12 protein-coding genes and 1 pseudogene are annotated in these 16644 nt (G+C 61.5%); 6 read left to right on the forward strand and 7 right to left on the reverse strand.

The genetic code is table 11. The features are described from left to right. The first annotated feature begins 280 nt into the window (after positions 1-280). Positions 281-1819 (forward strand): DHA2 family efflux MFS transporter permease subunit, encoded by a 1539-nt coding sequence (locus NE852_RS25255; protein WP_008531329.1) that lies wholly within the window; start codon positions 281-283, stop codon positions 1817-1819. A 24-nt stretch (positions 1820-1843) separates the two neighbouring features. Here the strand turns inward: NE852_RS25255 and NE852_RS25260 are convergent, their stop codons facing one another. Beyond that, entirely contained in the window at positions 1844-2254 is a 411-nt protein-coding gene (locus NE852_RS25260) for a hypothetical protein (RefSeq protein WP_008531330.1), read from the reverse strand. Positions 2255-2507: 253 nt separating this feature from the next. Here NE852_RS25260 and NE852_RS25265 point away from each other — a divergent pair, with 253 nt between their 5' ends. After that, positions 2508-2996, forward strand: a complete 489-nt coding sequence (locus NE852_RS25265) for a hypothetical protein (RefSeq protein ID WP_008531331.1) — start codon at positions 2508-2510, stop codon at positions 2994-2996. Between the two features lie 335 nt (positions 2997-3331). After that, the gene (locus tag NE852_RS25270; RefSeq protein WP_008531333.1) at positions 3332-6610 is read left to right on the forward strand and encodes a GH36-type glycosyl hydrolase domain-containing protein; all 3279 of its coding nucleotides are present in this window, start codon (positions 3332-3334) and stop codon (positions 6608-6610) included. Positions 6611-6618: 8 nt separating this feature from the next. Here the strand turns inward: NE852_RS25270 and NE852_RS25275 are convergent, their stop codons facing one another. The 5 genes from NE852_RS25275 to NE852_RS25295 form a co-directional block, all read right to left on the reverse strand. After that, positions 6619-7365: a FadR/GntR family transcriptional regulator gene (locus tag NE852_RS25275; RefSeq protein ID WP_008531336.1), complete on the reverse strand. Its 747-nt coding sequence runs from the start codon at positions 7363-7365 to the stop codon at positions 6619-6621. A 126-nt stretch (positions 7366-7491) separates the two neighbouring features. After that, positions 7492-8247, reverse strand: coding sequence for a 2-dehydro-3-deoxy-D-gluconate 5-dehydrogenase KduD (gene kduD, locus NE852_RS25280; protein WP_008531339.1), 756 nt, complete (start codon positions 8245-8247; stop codon positions 7492-7494). Positions 8248-8252: 5 nt separating this feature from the next. Next, the gene (kduI, locus tag NE852_RS25285) at positions 8253-9089 is read right to left on the reverse strand and encodes a 5-dehydro-4-deoxy-D-glucuronate isomerase (protein WP_008531341.1); all 837 of its coding nucleotides are present in this window, start codon (positions 9087-9089) and stop codon (positions 8253-8255) included. A 616-nt stretch (positions 9090-9705) separates the two neighbouring features. Further along, on the reverse strand, positions 9706-9852 hold the full coding sequence (locus NE852_RS25290; protein ID WP_008531343.1) for a DUF1127 domain-containing protein: 147 nt from the start codon (positions 9850-9852) through the stop codon (positions 9706-9708). 162 nt (positions 9853-10014) lie between these two features. Further along, a complete protein-coding gene (locus tag NE852_RS25295) occupies positions 10015-10995 on the reverse strand; it encodes a 3'-5' exonuclease (RefSeq protein ID WP_008531344.1) in 981 nt (326 codons plus the stop codon). Positions 10996-11099: 104 nt separating this feature from the next. On the opposite strand from NE852_RS25295, the gene NE852_RS25300 reads away from it, so the two are divergent. From NE852_RS25300 to NE852_RS25310, 3 genes are all read left to right on the forward strand, one after another. Next, the gene (locus NE852_RS25300; RefSeq protein ID WP_258156755.1) at positions 11100-12188 is read left to right on the forward strand and encodes a glycosyltransferase family 92 protein; all 1089 of its coding nucleotides are present in this window, start codon (positions 11100-11102) and stop codon (positions 12186-12188) included. Between the two features lie 39 nt (positions 12189-12227). Next, complete coding sequence (locus NE852_RS25305; protein ID WP_258156756.1) at positions 12228-13496, forward strand: NAD(P)/FAD-dependent oxidoreductase; 1269 nt, start codon at positions 12228-12230, stop codon at positions 13494-13496. Between the two features lie 227 nt (positions 13497-13723). Beyond that, positions 13724-14755: an aldo/keto reductase gene (locus tag NE852_RS25310; RefSeq protein WP_258156757.1), complete on the forward strand. Its 1032-nt coding sequence runs from the start codon at positions 13724-13726 to the stop codon at positions 14753-14755. A 64-nt stretch (positions 14756-14819) separates the two neighbouring features. On the opposite strand, the pseudogene NE852_RS25315 reads toward NE852_RS25310, so the two are convergent. Continuing rightward, positions 14820-16605, reverse strand: a pseudogene (locus tag NE852_RS25315) (APC family permease). Positions 16606-16644 lie beyond the last annotated feature (39 nt).

Below are 16644 nucleotides of genomic sequence, written 5' to 3' on the forward strand. Positions count from 1 at the left end.
GCCCCTTGTCGCTCTTCCGCGGCTAATCGTACCAGGCAACGCAAACGGACCTGGGCGCTTAGAACGCCCGGACCATTCGCGGAAAGGCTGAAGCTGGCCTCCCCGGTCGGGCTCGGTCGCGTTGGTGATGGATTTGTGTCGGCAGACCCTATCGCTGCCGTCCTCATCCGAATTATGGTGTCGGCATCGACGAGGTCGCGGCCTGCCCTTCCCCTCGGGCAGCCGATCGATCTTGAATATTCGCATCGGGGCGGAAATGCCGCGCTCGCGGGATCATCGTATGCTGGAACGAACGGAGCCTGCCCGACGTCACGAAGCGCCCGCCATTGTCTGGCTCGGCTTTCTGGCCATGTGCGTCGGCATGTTCATGGCGATCCTCGACGTCCAGGTGGTGGCGACGTCGCTACCGACCATTCAGTCGGCGCTCGATATCGATCCCGATCAGATGAGCTGGATACAGACGGCCTATCTGATTGCCGAAGTTATCGCGATCCCGCTGACCGGCCTGCTGACGCGGCTTCTCACGATGCGGTGGCTGTTCGTGGTTGCCGTGGGCCTCTTCGTTGCTGCCTCCGCCGGCTGCGCGGCCAGCAGCAGCTTTGCGGAACTGGTGGCCTGGCGGGTGCTTCAGGGTTTTTCCGGAGGGACCCTGATCCCCTCGGTATTTTCAGCCGTGTTCATCCTCTTTCCCAACGAGCGGCAGGCGCTGGCGACGACGATCGGCGGCGTGCTCGCGGTGCTTGCGCCGACCGTCGGGCCGATCGTCGGCGGCTGGCTGACCGAGACCTACTCCTGGCACTGGCTGTTTCTGATCAATATCCTTCCGGGTATTGCCTCGGCCCTTGTCGCGGCGCGTTTCCTGCCGCGGCAGGCGATCGATCCGACCGAACTCCGGCATCTCGACGCCCTGTCGCTGCTGCTGATGGCGGCCGCGTTGACGGCGCTGGAACTCAGCCTGAAGGAGGCGCCGACGAGCGGCTGGATCTCGACCTATGTCCTGAGCCTGCTTGCGACCTGCCTTGCGTCGGGAGGCGCCTTCATAGCACGAACGCTTCGCCGGCGCCGGCCTATCGTCGATCTCGGCAATTTCGGCGACCGGAACTTTCTCGTCGGCTCAATTTTGAGCTTCGTCCTCGGCATAGGCCTTTTCGGCTCGGTCTATCTCATGCCGGTCTTTCTCGCTTTTATCAGGGGACATAACGCCCTTGAGATTGGCGTCACTATGCTGGTCACCGGCATCGCTCAGCTGATTACCGCGCCGATCGCGGTGGCGCTGGAGAAGCGCATGGATGCGCGGCTGCTGTCGGCTGCCGGTTTTACCCTGTTTGCGATCGGCGTCGGAATGAGCGCGTTTCAGGATCCCCGTTCTGATTACGATGCGATGTTCTGGCCGCAGATCGTGCGCGGCGTCGCCATCATGTTCTGCCTGCTGCCGCCGACGCGGCTGGCGCTCGGCACGCTTCCGCCGGATCGTATTCCCGATGCCAGCGGTCTTTTCAACCTGATGCGCAACCTTGGCGGGGCAATCGGCATCGCCCTGATCGACACCATCATCTATACGCGCTCGGAGCCGCTGGGGCAGAACCTCTGGGCTCGTCTCCAGGCCGGCGACGCCGCGGCCGCGGCATTCGTCGGTGCGCCTCTCCAGGCCATATCGGGACATAGCGGCAGCTTCGATGCGGATACGACGGCAATGCTCGATCCGCTGGTCCAGACGGCGGCAAGCGTTCAGGCCATCAACGAAGCCTGGATGGTCGTCGCCGTCCTGACCGGCTGCGCCCTGCTCTCCGTGCCCTTCGCCAGGCGGCCGGCGGCATAGAGCGGCTACCTGTTGCCGGAGATATCAATCAGATACAGAAACGTCGATCCATCGACCGGTTCCTTGGCCACCGTAGATATCAACGTCAATCCATACGTTTCCACGCACGATCATATTGGCGGCCTCTCGCGTCATCGTTCCGTTCTGAAGCATCTGCTCCAGAGCTTGGCGATTTGCCGGATCGGCGAAGAACGAGTCTGATTGATCGTCAGAATCGCGCACATGGTACTTATGAAAATTCGCCCGGTCTTGTCGGATGATCTGCCACGGCTGGGTAAGCCGATCCCCGTTTGAATTGTAAAGATCAGCATCGCCGATATACGCGCGATAGCTCTCGATCAAGTGGTTGCTGTGGGTGGCCTGGACTCTCGCTTGAGCGTGCGCTGTTCCCGCCACAATGACTGAGCTGAACAGAATCGATAATAATTTTCGCATGTTGCCCTCTCTCAAATGAGAGGGTCTTACCTAGAGTCACGCCAATTCGCCAAGCAAAAAGCGTCTTGTTGAAAACAACCGTCATAGCGAGGCTTCATCGTGTGAAGGAACCGCTGGCGGCCGCCAAGGTTTAGCCTTGTGAAGCCATCATCGGATATGAGTTCAATGGGAAACGTATCGAACTCGTTCACCAGCACAGGTGGCTCGCAGACTATCGTGTCGCGGCCATCATTGCCTACGGGGGGATTTCAGCATGAATACCGAGACGATTATTTTCCAAGAGAGCGGCTGGGTTCCGAACAACCCGCGCCTTCCCGTATTGCTTTACCGGGATGTTTTTGCCGACGGTGGACCTCGTGATTTCGAAGGTCGCTTCGCGGCAAATGGTTGGACTGGTATCTGGACAAATGGTGTCTTCGACTATCAGCATTACCACTCCGGTGCCCATGAAGTGCTGGGAATTGCGCGTGGTAGCGCCACACTCTTGATCGGCGGCCCCGGCGGTCAACCGCTGCAGGTGGCAGCGGGAGACTGCTTGGTACTTCCTGCCGGGACCGGGCACCAAAATCTCGGCTGCACGTCGGACTTTCAGGTAATCGGCGCATATCCCAAGGGACAGCATGCAGACATTCAGACTTCGGCTGCTTCAAGCGAAATGCTGACGAAAATCTCGTCAGTACTCCTGCCCGATACCGATCCCGTTCAAGGACGGTCGGGACTTCTCATCGAGAAATGGCGGTAGTTATTCAGGCCCCGGGACCGATTTCACGGCGATGTTCAGGTTGCGAGACTAGCCTGGCCTTAGGTGCTGATGGTCAGCCGCCCGTTGACTGGTCGCCCTGCGATCCCTGGCCTTCTCAGGCGGAAATTCCACCTAAAATTCTAATGAGGGAAATCAAAGTGATATATTTTGCTTTCCGCTTCGCTTTGGTTGAATCAGTTTCGCTTTAGAGCAGTGTTTGGTACGTTCTAATTTGAGTTCGTCACCTGTGACAGATTGCCGATCGCCGGTAGGATTTCTCTCAATCTTTTTGCGTCATCCTCCAATTCCCCTTGAAGCCAATCGACGAGATTTCAATGGCCCTGGACCTGAAGCGCAGTTTGCAAATGCCCCGACGTGAAGAGCTTGGCTTGTTCACGATCAGCAACGGTTCCGGCCTGTCGATTTCGGCCTTGCCGAACGGCACGCTGTTTGCCATCGAATATGCCGACGACAAGGGATCGGTACAGATCAATCAGATCCAGGGCTCGCCCCTCTTTGGCGGCATTGGCCGCCTTTATCTGCGCATCGGCGGTGCTGCGCCTGAGGTCGTCGAGATCGTCGGCCCGCGCGCCAATGGCAGCTTCGGGCGGGATGCAACGAGCTTCTCCTGGAGCGGCAAAACAGGCGATATCGGCTATAACGTCCGCCTCGAGCTTCATCCTTCCGAAACGGCGTGGTTCTGGCGCGCCTCGATCCGGCATCTGAAGAAGGGGGCGCTTCCGGCCGACTTGGTGCTGGTCCAGGATGTCGGCATCGGCGACCGCGGCTTCCTGATGAACAGCGAAGCCTATGCCTCGCAATATGTCGATCACCACATCGCCGATCATAAGACATTCGGTGCTGTCGTGATGAACCGGCAAAATCTCAAGCAGGCGGGGGGCCGTAATCCCTGGCTCGCGCAAGGCTGCCTCGACGGCGCAGCTGCCTATGCCACGGATGCGATCCAGCTGGTGCAGGCGAAAGACCGCATCGGCGACCTGCTGGTCGGTCCTTTCGGTGCCAGCCTGCCGAGCGAACGGCGGCAGCAGGAGACGGCATGTCCCGCCATTCAATCGAAAACGTTCTCGGTTTCGGCAGACGGCGCGAGCGCGACCTTCTTTGCGCTGTTCGTCGCCGATCATCCCGAAGCGTCGAACGATGCCGACCTTTCGCGGCTTGATGGGCTTGCGACCACGGAAGGTGCCGGTGGCGATGTCGATGAAGCTGCACCGGTTCGCAGCCTGCTGCAGGATGCCGCCCTGCTCGCGGCCGAGCCGTTCGATAAAAAGGCGATCGCCCGGCTTTATCCGGAACGGAGCCTGGAAGAACGCGCCGGCGGAAAGCTTCTTTCCTTTTTCGTGCCGGATGGTGCGTTAAACCGCCACATCGTTCTCAGCGAAAAGGAGCTCCTGGTGGCGCGCCGCCACGGAGCGATCGTGCGCAGCGGCCAGAACATGCTGCTCGATGATTCCACGCTTGCCGCGACCTGCTGGATGCAGGGCATTTTCGCCGCGCAGCTGACGATCGGCAATACCTCCTTTCACAAGCTCTTTTCCGTATCCCGCGACCCCTACAATCTGATGCGCGCCTGCGGGCTGCGCATCATGGCCGATCTCGGCGCAGGCTGGCAGCTTCTGGCGGTGCCGTCGGCCTTCGAAATGGGGCTCAGCGATTGCCGCTGGATCTATCGTTGCGCCGATCGCACAATCACCGTTGCAGCCGCCGCTTCCGGCGAGGATGCGGCGATGCAATGGACCGTCGAGGTCGAGGGCAAGCCTTGCCGCTTCCTGGTGTTCGGCCATGTCATCCTTGGCGAGCGCGAATATGATGCGGGCGGCCGGATCGAGTTCGATACGTCAGGCAAGCGCATCCGCTTCCTGCCTGACCCGGCCTGGCTATGGGGCGAGCGTTATCCCGATGCCAGCTACTGGTTGGTGAGTTCGACCCCCGATATAATCGAGGAAATCGGCGGCGACGAACTGCTCTACACAAACGGCGTTTCCCGCAACGGTGCCTACGTGGCGTTTCGATCCCGGCCGACGCAGGCTCTCTCCTTCGCGGTCGTCGGCTCGATGACCGATGCGGCGGAGGCCGAGCGCCTGGCGCAACGCTATGAGGCCGGCGTCACCGTTGAGGCCATGCTGGCTCCGGCATCGAAATTCTGGCGAAACACCGTACGCGGCATGACGATCGACAGCAGCACGTCGCCCGATCTTGCCGCACAGGCGACCCTCCTGCCGTGGCTCGCGCATGACGCCATCGTGCACCTGAGCGTGCCGCACGGGCTCGAGCAATATACGGGTGCGGCCTGGGGCACACGCGATGCCTGTCAGGGCCCGATCGAATTCATGCTCGCCTACGAGCATGATCGCGAGGCCAAGGAGGTGCTGAAGACCATCTTCAGCGAACAGTACCTGGAAAAAGGCGATTGGCCGCAATGGTTCATGCTGGAGCCCTATTCCAACATCCGGGCCGGCGACAGCCACGGCGACATCGTGGTCTGGCCGCTGAAGGCGCTCTGCGATTATATCGAGGCGACCGGCGATCTCGCCATTCTGGACGAGAAGGTCTCCTGGCGCGATGAAAAGACCATGCAGAAGGCGCCCGAGACCGACAGCATCGCCATCCATGTCGAGAAGCTGCTCGATACCGTTCGCCAACAGTTCATTCCGGGAACGCATCTGATCCGCTACGGCGAGGGAGACTGGAACGATTCCCTGCAGCCGGCCGATCCGCACCTGCGCGACTGGATGGTGAGCAGCTGGACCGTTGCCCTGCTTTACGAGCAAGTCGTGCGCTATTCCGCCATCCTGCGCCGCCTCGGCCACGATAAAAAGGGCAAGGCGCTCAGGAAGATCGCCACGGCGATGCGTCGGGATTTCAACCGCCATCTCATCCGTGACGGTGTTGTCGCCGGCTACGGCATCTTCGATCCCGAGCATGACGGCGTCGAATTGCTGCTGCATCCGAGCGACCGGCGCACGGGCCTGCACTTCTCGCTGATCTCGATGACGCAGGCGATGCTCGGCAAGCTCTTCACGCCGGCCCAGAGGCGGGATCATATGAAGCTGATCGAAGAGCACCTGCTGTTCCCCGACGGCGTGCGGCTGATGGAGAAGCCGGCGACCTATGCCGGCGGGCCTGAGACGCTGTTTCGCCGGGCTGAATCTTCCTCTTTCGTTGGCCGTGAGATTGGGCTGATGTATGTGCATGCGCATCTGCGCTACTGCGAGACCCTCGCGCTGGAAGCTGAGGCGGGCGAACTCTGGAAGGCAATTGCGATCGTCAATCCGATTGCCGTCACGACGTCCTTGCCGCATGCCTCGCTGCGCCAGCGCAATACCTATTTCAGCAGCAGCGATGCCGCTTTCCATGACCGCTATCAGGCGGCGGCGAAATGGGAGCGCGTCAAGGCGGGCAAGATCGCCGTCGATGGTGGATGGCGCATCTATTCGAGCGGCCCAGGGCTCTATACCCGAAGCTTCGTCGAAAATATCCTCGGGTTCAAACGGCGCTTCGGCCGGCGCAGGCACATACCGCTTCTTCCCGAAGCTCATGCCGCTATCGATCTGCAAACGGATCATGCCGCCTGGCGGCGGATGATGAAGCGATAAGGAGAGGTTCAGGACGAGGCGCTGGCGTCGCGCAGCTCTTCAAAGCGCGCGGTGCTCTTCGACAGGTGGGTTCGGATGGCGCGGCGCGCGGCGGACTCGTTGCCATCGCGGATCGCTGCGAATATGGCGTGGTGTTCCCTGCGCATGCGCGCCGCATGACGCTTGCGCTCGGCTGATGTCATCTTGTCCAGGCGCGCCCATTGTCGCGGCACCATGATGTTACCAAAGGTATCGAAGAGGCGGCCATAGTAGGAATTCTGCGTCGCGACCAGAATGGACCGGTGAAAAGCGTAGTCCTCCTGCGCACCATATCCGCCGTCTTCGAGCGCCTTGTCGAGGGCGTCGAGGCGATCCTGCATCCGGTCTAAGTCTTCCTGCGTGCGCCGCAAAGCGGCAAGGCCGGCGGCTTCGTATTCGATGCCCATGCGCAGCTCCAGCACGCGCAGAACCTCGTCGATCGACTGCAGGTCGTTCGGAATGATGGAGAAGGATCTCGGCTTCGGGTCGTTCGAGACGAACGCCCCCAGGCCCTGGCGGGTGGTGATCAGCCCCTTCGCCCGCAGCGTGGCGAGCGCCTCGCGCACGATCGTCCGGCTGACCCCGCTCGCCGCCATGATCGCCTGTTCGGTTGGCAGGCGCTGGCCCGGCTGCAGGTCGCCGGACTCGATCTGTGCCGTCAACGTATCTGCCAGACCGCTGCGCAGGTTCGCCGGCTGTCGAATGGTGTTGAAGACCGCCTTGTCCCTGTCCGTCATCCCCAAAGTCCTGCGTGTCGATGCGGCTGCGCCGGCTGTTCTCCTGTTGCTAGCGCATGCCGGCGGGAAAGGCAAAAGCGGCGTAAGCCACAACGGCTCCGTGCCCGGTCAGCCGACCGGGAAGGATCATCGCGCCAGCCAGCCGCCGTCGACAGGCAGTACAGTTCCGTGCACGTAGTCGGATGCCGACGACGCCAGGAACACGGCGGCACCGCCGAGTTCGGCCGGCTTTCCCCAGCGCCCGGCTGGAATGCGGGCAAGGATGGCGGCATTGCGGTCCGGGTCCTCGCGCAGCGCCGTGGTGTTGTTGGTGACGAAATAACCGGGCGCGATGGCGTTGACGTTGACGCCCTTGCCGGCCCATTCGCAGGCGAGCAGCTTGGTCAGTCCGGCAAGCCCGCTTTTCGAGGCAGTGTAGGACGGAATGCGGATGCCGCCCTGGAAGGAGAGCAGCGAGGCGATGTTGATGATCTTGCCCCTGCCCTTCTCGACCATGTGACGGCCGGCCGCCTGCGACAGGAAGAAGGCGGTCTTCAGGTTGACGTCGATCACGGCGTCCCAGTCTTCTTCGGTGAAGTCGAGCGCATCGGCGCGGCGGATGATGCCGGCATTGTTGACGAGGATATCCAGGCCGCCGAAGGTGCGGATCGTCTCATCGACGATCCCCTTGACCGGTTCGATGGTGGAAAGATCGGCCTTGATGACATGAAAGCGGCTTCCCGCCTGCTTCACCAGCGCTTCGGTTTCGTCCATCGAGGAACGCCCGACGGCGACGATCGCCGCACCGGCCTCCGCCAGCGCGGCTGATATGGCCTGGCCGATACCAGTGTTGGCGCCGGTGACGACGGCAGTCCTGCCGGAAAGGTCGAAGGGATTGGCCACGGCGCTTACCTCAGATCCGCAACGGCGATGTGATCCATGTCGGTAAAGCTCTTATTGTCGCCGGCCATCGCCCAGATGAAGCTGTAGTTGCGGGTGCCGGCGCCGGAATGGATCGACCACGGCGGCGAGATGACCGCCTGCTCGCTGGCCACGACCATATGACGGGTCTGCTGCGGCTCGCCCATGAAGTGGAAGACGCGCTGGTCGGCCTCGAGATCGAAATAGAGATAGGCCTCCATGCGCCGGTCGTGCGTGTGGGCCGGCATGGTGTTCCAGACGCTGCCGGTCTCAAGCATGGTCAGGCCCATGGTCAGCTGGCAGGACTGGCAGATCTCCGGATGGAGATACTGGTAGATCGAGCGCTTGTTGGAGGTTGCAGGGTCGCCGGGGCTCAGATGCCTTGCCTTGTCGCGGGCGAGCAGCACTGTGGGATGCGTGGCATGCGCCGGGGTCGAGACGAGGTAGAATTTCGCCGGATCGGCGGCGTCGCTGCTTTCGAAGCGGATGTCGCGCGCACCCTTGCCGACATAGAGGCAATCATATTTGGCAAGATCGTAGCTCGCGCCGTCGACGACGATGCGTCCGGCACCGCCGATGTTCAGCGCGCCGAGTTCACGCTCGGCAAGGAAGGTTTCCTGCCCGATCGCCGTCGGCGCCGTCAGCGTCAGCCCAGCGCCGAGCGGCATTGCTCCGCCAATGACCATGCGATCGTAATGGGAGTAGGTGAGCCGGATATTGCCGCCTTCGAAGATGGTTTCCACCAGAAAGTGACGCCGCAGCGTCTCCGTGTCGAAAGCACGCACGGCCTCGGGGTGGGAGGCGTGCCTCACGTCGATCTGCATGTCAATTTTCCTTCAGCTTCGTTGTCATCAAGCATTGACGCTATCGCGGAAGCCGGTCTCGGCGGCCATCCTCCGCTGCGGTGGTATCCGACCAGTTACATAGTTGTACGACAAGTTGGGTGTCAACAGCTTTATCCGGTGTCCGCTTTGAGGGAACGCGAGGCCGTTGAAGCGCGGAGGCGGATCGGGAGAAATGGAGAGATTGTGAGGGTATTCACAGCCAAGCGATAATCGCGGGCCACTCTCGGTGCGCCTAGCTTTTCATTGGCCAAAACGAAAAAAAGCCTGCCGCGGGAGGAGGTGCGGCAGGCTTTCGATAAAACCGAACGACAGCTGGGAGGAGGAGTGCTGTCGTTCCCGCAAGCGGCCCTGGGAGGAGGATGGGCGCCTGCATGCTCGAAGGGATGCGGGAGGAGGTGCATCGCTTCGATTGAAATAATCATACTTATTTCCTGCTCAGTTGATAGGCATTTCTTTGCAGGGCAGCTATGCGTTATGCGAAAAGCTGAGGGCTCTGCGATGGCGATGCAGCGGCCGCTAGCCCAAAAGCAAAGCGCCCGCTTGGGAGGAAGCAGGCGCCGGCAAAATCATCTGAGATGGCTGGTCTGTATGGCCGTTAGCGGGCGATGGCCGCGCGGGCGATAGCGTGGATATCGCCGCGGCCGATGCCGAGATCGTCCAGTTCGCGAGAGGACATACGGCCCAGTTCAGCGACCGTCTGACGATACTTGCGCCAGTTGTTAAAAGAGCGTGCTACGTTCATAATGATCCCCTTTCCGTGGGCTTTCGAAGCTTAGCTGCCAGTCCGTGGCGCTTCGTTCGCTTCGATGAGCTTCATATAATACGGGACTCGCGATTGTTGCAGCGCCAATGCGTCAGTGCACCTATGCAGCGCATGCATAGATCCTTATAAAAGAAGAAGGATTCAAGCTTTGAACCGGTCGAAGGCCGTCAGCCGCACAATCGGCGGATCGGCCTCTTTCCACCGGTAGATTTCCGCGCGCAGATAGGAAAGCTCATCGCCGAGATCCTCCTCGCCGATTTCGATCCACCAGGACTTCAGGCGGCCGTCGCTTCCATCCGACCAGCGATAGCCCCTCGCCTTCAGATGGTCCTTCATCTCGAATGGGCTGTGTTCCGCGAAGATGCGGATGCGGGAGCGCTGACTGGCGCGGTAGAGTTCCGCGAACGGGCTTTCGCCGTCGCGCTGCTCTCGGTCGAGGATTTCAAGCAGCGCATGGCAATCGTCGATGGCGCGATGGCCCTCATGAAAATAGCCGGCCTGACCGACGAGATAGCCGAGCTTGGTGCCCTCGAAGCCGCGCGAGCCCCAGTCGATCTCCGAAACCGAGCAGGCCCAGGCCTTGCCGGCGAAGATTTTCGAGAATGCCTCGCAGAATGGCCGGTCGAAACCGGCATTGTGGGCAATGATCAGACTAGCCGGTTCGATCAAGGCGTTCAGTGCCCGGATGTCGATGATCTGTCCCTCGACCATCTCGTCGGTAATTCCCGTCAGTCGGGTGATCTCGGGCGGGATCGGCCGGGACGGCTGTTGCAGGCCGCCATAGATGCCGACGACATCGCCGATTGCGCCGTCATCGCTGAACGTGAAAGCGACGGCGCCGATTTCGATGATTTCGTCGCTCCGATGGCTGAGGCCTGTCGTCTCCGTATCGAGAATGACGCCGATCTGCGAAAATCCAGGCCGTCGGACTGCCGCAATCGGCCGGGGCGCCAATCTTCTGAGGATACGATAGTTGCCGCTCTCTTCGAGCGTCCGCGCCATCTCTTCATCGGAGCGTGCGGCCGGCTGCGACGGTCGCCGGCGCGAGGGAGCATGCGTCTTGGCGCTCGCGGGCGATGCCTTGGCAAACATATCGAGTTGCGAATCTCTGTGCACGCTCATCGGATCTATATGTCACGGAGAGGCGGTCGAATCCATCGCAGCCGACCCTGACAGGTGGTTAGTTCACCGCTTGTTTTTCCAATGCAGGCGGCCTGCTGACCGGCGTGGCTGTCAATGCGGAACGGCAAGTCGCGCACCTCTTGCGTTTAACGGATATGGAGCTTAGCTGTTTGATTTCAGGCTCGATGCTCCGCGCGTGGCCCGCCTGTCAGGAGAGAAAAATGCATGTATGGCACGGGTTTAAGGCCGCGCTGAGAAAACGCCGGCAGGCCCGTAACGAAAAAATTCTCGTCAGGGAGCCGATCGTTGTCCCGCAATCCGCGGCGGCAACGCAGCCCGATCATTATTTGACCTGTGTTGCCATCGCAAAGAACGAGGGCGCCTATCTCGACGAGTGGATTCAGTTTCATCTGCTGGTCGGCATTTCGCATTTTTATATTTATGACAACGGATCGACGGATCAGTCCCTATCGGTGCTGAGAGCCTATGAGAAGGCAGGTATCGTGACCGTGGTACCTTGGCGTCCCTTCAGCGTTTGGGCGAACACACAGAATATGGCCTATGCCCATGCCGTCAGCAATTTTGGGGCGGGCAGCCGATGGATGGCCTTCTTTGATCTCGATGAATTCATGTTTCCGGTGCATGCCGCTTCATTGACCGAGCTTTTGCAGGCGCGAGAGCAGCAGCAGGCGATCTGCGTCACTGGGGTCAATTTTGGAACGAGCGGCCACGCCGTCAGGCCCGAGGGGTTGGTTACGGAGAATTACCGGCAGGCGGTTCCCATGGACCTCCAGCGCGAACATCCGAAGCTTCTGAACGTCAAGTCGATCGTTCAGCCGGCTCAGATCAGATCGATCGAGAGCGTACACTGGTTCAACCTCAAGGGCACGAACAAGATTGGCGTGAACGAGGATGGCGACCCGCTGCCGCGTTTCCCAAGGGAAGATCCCTTGAAGCTCAAGGCCGATACCGTGCGGTTCAATCATTATTACACGCGCTCGCGTGAGGAGTTTTCCGCGAAGGTCAACGGATCCAATGCGCGCGGACCGCAACTCCCGGCCGATGCCGAACAGCGCTGGGCGATGTTCCGGCAGATCGAGGAATTCAGCGTGCCGGACGATAGCATTCAACGGTTCGTTCCGGATTTGAAGGACAGGCTTTCCGCCTGGCAGAAGGAGATGGCTTCAGCATAGCATCCCGTGCCAAGCGAATGGGCGGACGAAGGAGAATGCATGTCAGGTGATACCGGAAAGGTCGTCGATAAGGATGTCGTTATCATCGGCGCCGGTGCTGCCGGCATTGCCGCCGCCCGCGGCCTGCAGACGCTTCGTCCGGATCTTTCCATCCTCCTGCTTGAAGCCGGCGATCGCCTCGGTGGCAGGGCCTGGACGGTCGGGCTGGCGGGAACTGTCGATGTCGCGCTCGATCTCGGCTGCGGTTGGCTGCATGGCGCGCGGACCAATGCCTGGACTGATATCGCCGGAGACGTCGGGCTGACGGTCGACCGTACGCCAGCACCTTGGAACGGCGGGCGTCAGATTAAGCGGGATGAGGCGGATGTCCATGCCGCGCAGGAGGCGATCGGCGCCTATTTCGAACGGCTCGAAAGCCACGAGGGCGGCGACATCGACATGGCCGGGATGCTGGAGCCGGGCAATCCCTGGAACGGTCAGATCCGGGCGATCGGTACTTACATCACCGGCGCCGAACTGGAACGCTCTTCGGTCGTCGACTATAAGAGATATGATCCCGGCCCCGGTCCGGATTGGCGGGTGCGCGAGGGCTACGGAACACTGGTCTCCCTTTACGGCAAGCCGGTTCCGGCAAGGCTCGGCGCCGAAGTCCGGCGCATCGACCATCGCCGTGCCGGCCGTATCGACATCGAGACAAACCAGGGGACGCTCAGCGCCCGCGCCGTGCTCGTCACCGTATCGACGAACGTGCTTGCTTTAGAGAAGATTACCTTCGACCCTCCCCTGCCCGAGAAGGCCGAGGCGGCCGCCCGTTTGCCGCTCGGGCTTGCCGACAAGCTCTTCCTGAGGCTCGCGCATCCGGAGGCGTTGCCGGCGGATACGCATATGCTCGGCTCCACCAGCCGCGGTGCGACCGGCACCTATCAGCTCCGGCCGTTCAGCGCACCTGTCGTCGAGGCCTATTTTGCCGGCGACCTCGCGCATGATCTTGAGCGGGAAGGCAGAGATGCCGCCTTTTCCCTAGCGGGAGATGAACTGGCGGCGCATTTCGGCGCGGATATCAAAAAAGGATTATCAGTGGCGGCGATGTCGGCCTGGGCGGCCATACCTCATATCGGTGGCTCCTATTCCTACGCCGAACCGGGTGCCTCCGATCTGCGCGGCCGTCTCGCCGCGCCGCATGACGGACGGATCTTCTTTGCGGGCGAAGCCTGCTCGCGCTCGCGTTATTCGACGGCGCACGGCGCCTATGAGACCGGCGTCGCCGCAGCCGATCTGATCGCCGGATCGTTTCCGCAAATTTCGTGATCGTCGCGGACTGCGACGGTCGGCAGGAATATTTTTTTCTCACTTGTCGCGCGGGCCGGATTGGCTATCTTCCCTCTCGGCCCCTGTGCTGAGAGCACAGAGCGCCATACGTCATCCGGCGGCAAGCGGCCGCCTCAAGCACGATATTGTCATCGATTGCAGGAGCCCCGGCTTCTACCCCGACGGCTTTCTGCGTCGGCTGCGGGTATCCGCATCAGGAGGAAGAAATGGATTATCGCAAGCTCGGTCCCAGCGGGACCGTCGTCACCGCTTATTGCCTTGGCACCATGACCTTCGGCGCGGAGGCCGACGAGGCCGCCTCGCACAAACTGCTCGACGATTATTTCGCCTGGGGCGGCAATTTCATCGATACCGCCGATGTCTATAGTTCCGGCAAGTCGGAAGAGATCATCGGGCGCTGGCTGAAGGCCCGCCCGACCGAGGCCCGCCAGGCGATCGTCGCGACCAAGGGGCGTTTTCCGATGGGCAATGGACCCAACGATATCGGCCTGTCGCGCCGCCATCTCGGCCAGGCGCTCGACGATTCGTTGCGCCGTCTCGGCCTCGAGCAGATCGATCTCTACCAGATGCATGCCTGGGATGCTCTGACGCCGATCGAAGAGACGCTGCGCTTCCTCGACGATGCGGTTTCATCCGGCAAGATCGGCTATTACGGCTTCTCCAACTATGTCGGCTGGCATATCGCCAAGGCTTCGGAGATCGCCAAGGCGTGCGGCTATACACGCCCGGTGACGCTGCAGCCGCAATACAGTCTTCTGGCGCGGGACATCGAGCTTGAAATCGTCGCGGCCTGCCAGGATGCCGGCATGGGCCTGCTGCCCTGGTCGCCGCTCGGCGGCGGCTGGCTGACCGGCAAGTACAAGCGCGACGAGATGCCGACCGGCGCCACCCGCCTCGGCGAAAACCCCAATCGCGGCAGTGAATCCTATGCGCCGCGCAATGCGCAGGAACGGACCTGGGCGATCATCGCGGCCGTCGAGGAAATCGCCAAAATCCGCGGCGTCAGCATGGCTCAGGTGGCGCTCGCCTGGACGGCGGCGCAGCCGGCCGTGACCTCGGTCATCCTCGGCGCCCGCACGCCCGAACAACTCGCCGACAATCTCGGCGCGATGAAGGTCGAACTCTCCAAGGAGGAGATGGCGAGGCTCAACGAGGTCAGCGCCCCGCAACCTCTAGACTATCCCTATGGCAAGGGCGGCATCAACCAGCGCCACCGCAAGATCGAGGGTGGCCGCTGATCTTCGCCAACAACGCAAAGAGCCGCCATGTTTCCATGGCGGCTCTTTGGCCTTGGGAGGCACTTCAGGCTGGAAGCTGGAAGATCCAGTTGGCGATCAGGACGATTGCCAGGCCGCCGACAAGTGCGAGATAGGGGAGCATGCCGGCTTTCTTGACGCCGAGATCCTGGCCGATGAGGCCGAGATCCTCCATCGCGCCTGCCGGGAACTTGCCGCCGTCACGCACATAGTGGCGATAGGCGAAGACCGGCAGGATGAGGGCTGCGAAGATGAAACCGACCCAGAGCGCATTGGAGTAACCCCAGACCTTGGCGCCGGCGCCGAGGAAGAGCGCGTTGACAAAAGCGAGCACGGTGTTGAGGCCGATCAGCCAGCGCGGCGCCTTCCACGGGCGTTCGATATGGCCGGAATCCATCCGGTGGATCCAGCCGGAATTGAGGTTCAGGAAATTGAAGATGATGTAGCCGACATTCGAGACGGCCAGCACAAAGAAATAGCCGCCGGTGTCCGAGGCGATCGCCAGAAGGAAGAGGTTGAAGGCGAAATCGGTCCACATGGCCCGCGTCGGGGCGCCGTGCTCGTTGGCATGGTCGAGATATTTCGGCAGCCAGCCGTCCTTCGAACCCTGATAGAGCGTGCGCGAGGAGCCGGCCATCGCCGTCATGATGGCAAGGAAGAGCGCCATGATCATGAGGACGACGAGGAGCTGGGTGATGACCCGGCCGGCGCCGATCAGGCCGCCGAGCGCTTCGGCGACACCCGTGCCGTCGACGATGCCGGGCGCGAGCATGCCCGCATGGCCGAGAACGCCCTGGAAAGCGAAGGGTACGAGGAAGAAGAACAGGCAGCAGGCAAGGCCGGAATAGAAGATCGCCTTGAATGTGTCGGTCTTCGGGTTCTTCAGTTCCCGGGTGTAGCAGACGGCTGTCTCAAAGCCGTAGGTCGACCAGGCGGCGATATAGAGGCCGCCGAGGAAGAGCGTCCAGCCGCCGTTGCTCCAGGTGCCGTCGGAGGCGGTATAGGCGGCCGTCGGCGGCACGAGGCCAGTGACGTTGGCGGCGACGACCTGGCCGCTGATGATCGGGTAGAGGCCGATGATCAGCAGCGGGACCAGCACGATGATCGCCAGCCATTTCTGCACGCTTGCCGTTTCCGAGATGCCGCGATGCTGGATCGCGAAGATGATCAGCATCAGGATGCCGCCGATGAAGAAGGTGGCGTTGATGTTGGCAGTGGCGAGGAAGGGGATGCTGAAGCTTGCGAGAGACCAGCTGCGGATCGCCGGCGTCAGCGCCGCGACGCCGTCGGCGCCGAGCAGCGCCTTGACGGCATCATCAGGCGTCGTGCCGGCATGGGCTGCAATATATTCGGCGACGCGGGGGCTATCGGCCGTAACGGAAGCGGCATGCGCTGCGATCCAGTCGAGGACCATTTGCGAGATCCGCTGCCGGAATCGGGAAGAATGCATTGAGGATATAGCCGGCGGCGATGGCGCAGCCGAGCGAAAGCACCGGCGACCATGCAAACCAGTTGCACCAGACCGACAGCGGCGCGATGAATTTCGAATAGCGCAGCCAGGCGGTGGCACCGTAGACGGAGGCCCCGCCGGATTTATTGCCGAACATGCCGGCGATCTCTGCATAGGTGAAGGATTGCAGGAAACCCATCACCATCGAGATGATCCAGACGACGAAGGCGAGTTTGCCCGTCGTGCCTGCGATGCCGCCAATGGAGAAAAGAACGAGAGGCGGCACGCCCGCGGCCACCCAGAATGCGCCCTTCCAGTCGAGCGCGCGTATAAGCTTACCTTCGGTGCCGGATGCAATTCCGGCCTCCACAACATCTGTCATCGGTGAAATTCCCCATTCGATTGTTCCGGACGTATCTCT

This window comes from Rhizobium sp. Pop5 (assembly GCF_024721175.1).
Classification (GTDB): domain Bacteria; phylum Pseudomonadota; class Alphaproteobacteria; order Rhizobiales; family Rhizobiaceae; genus Rhizobium.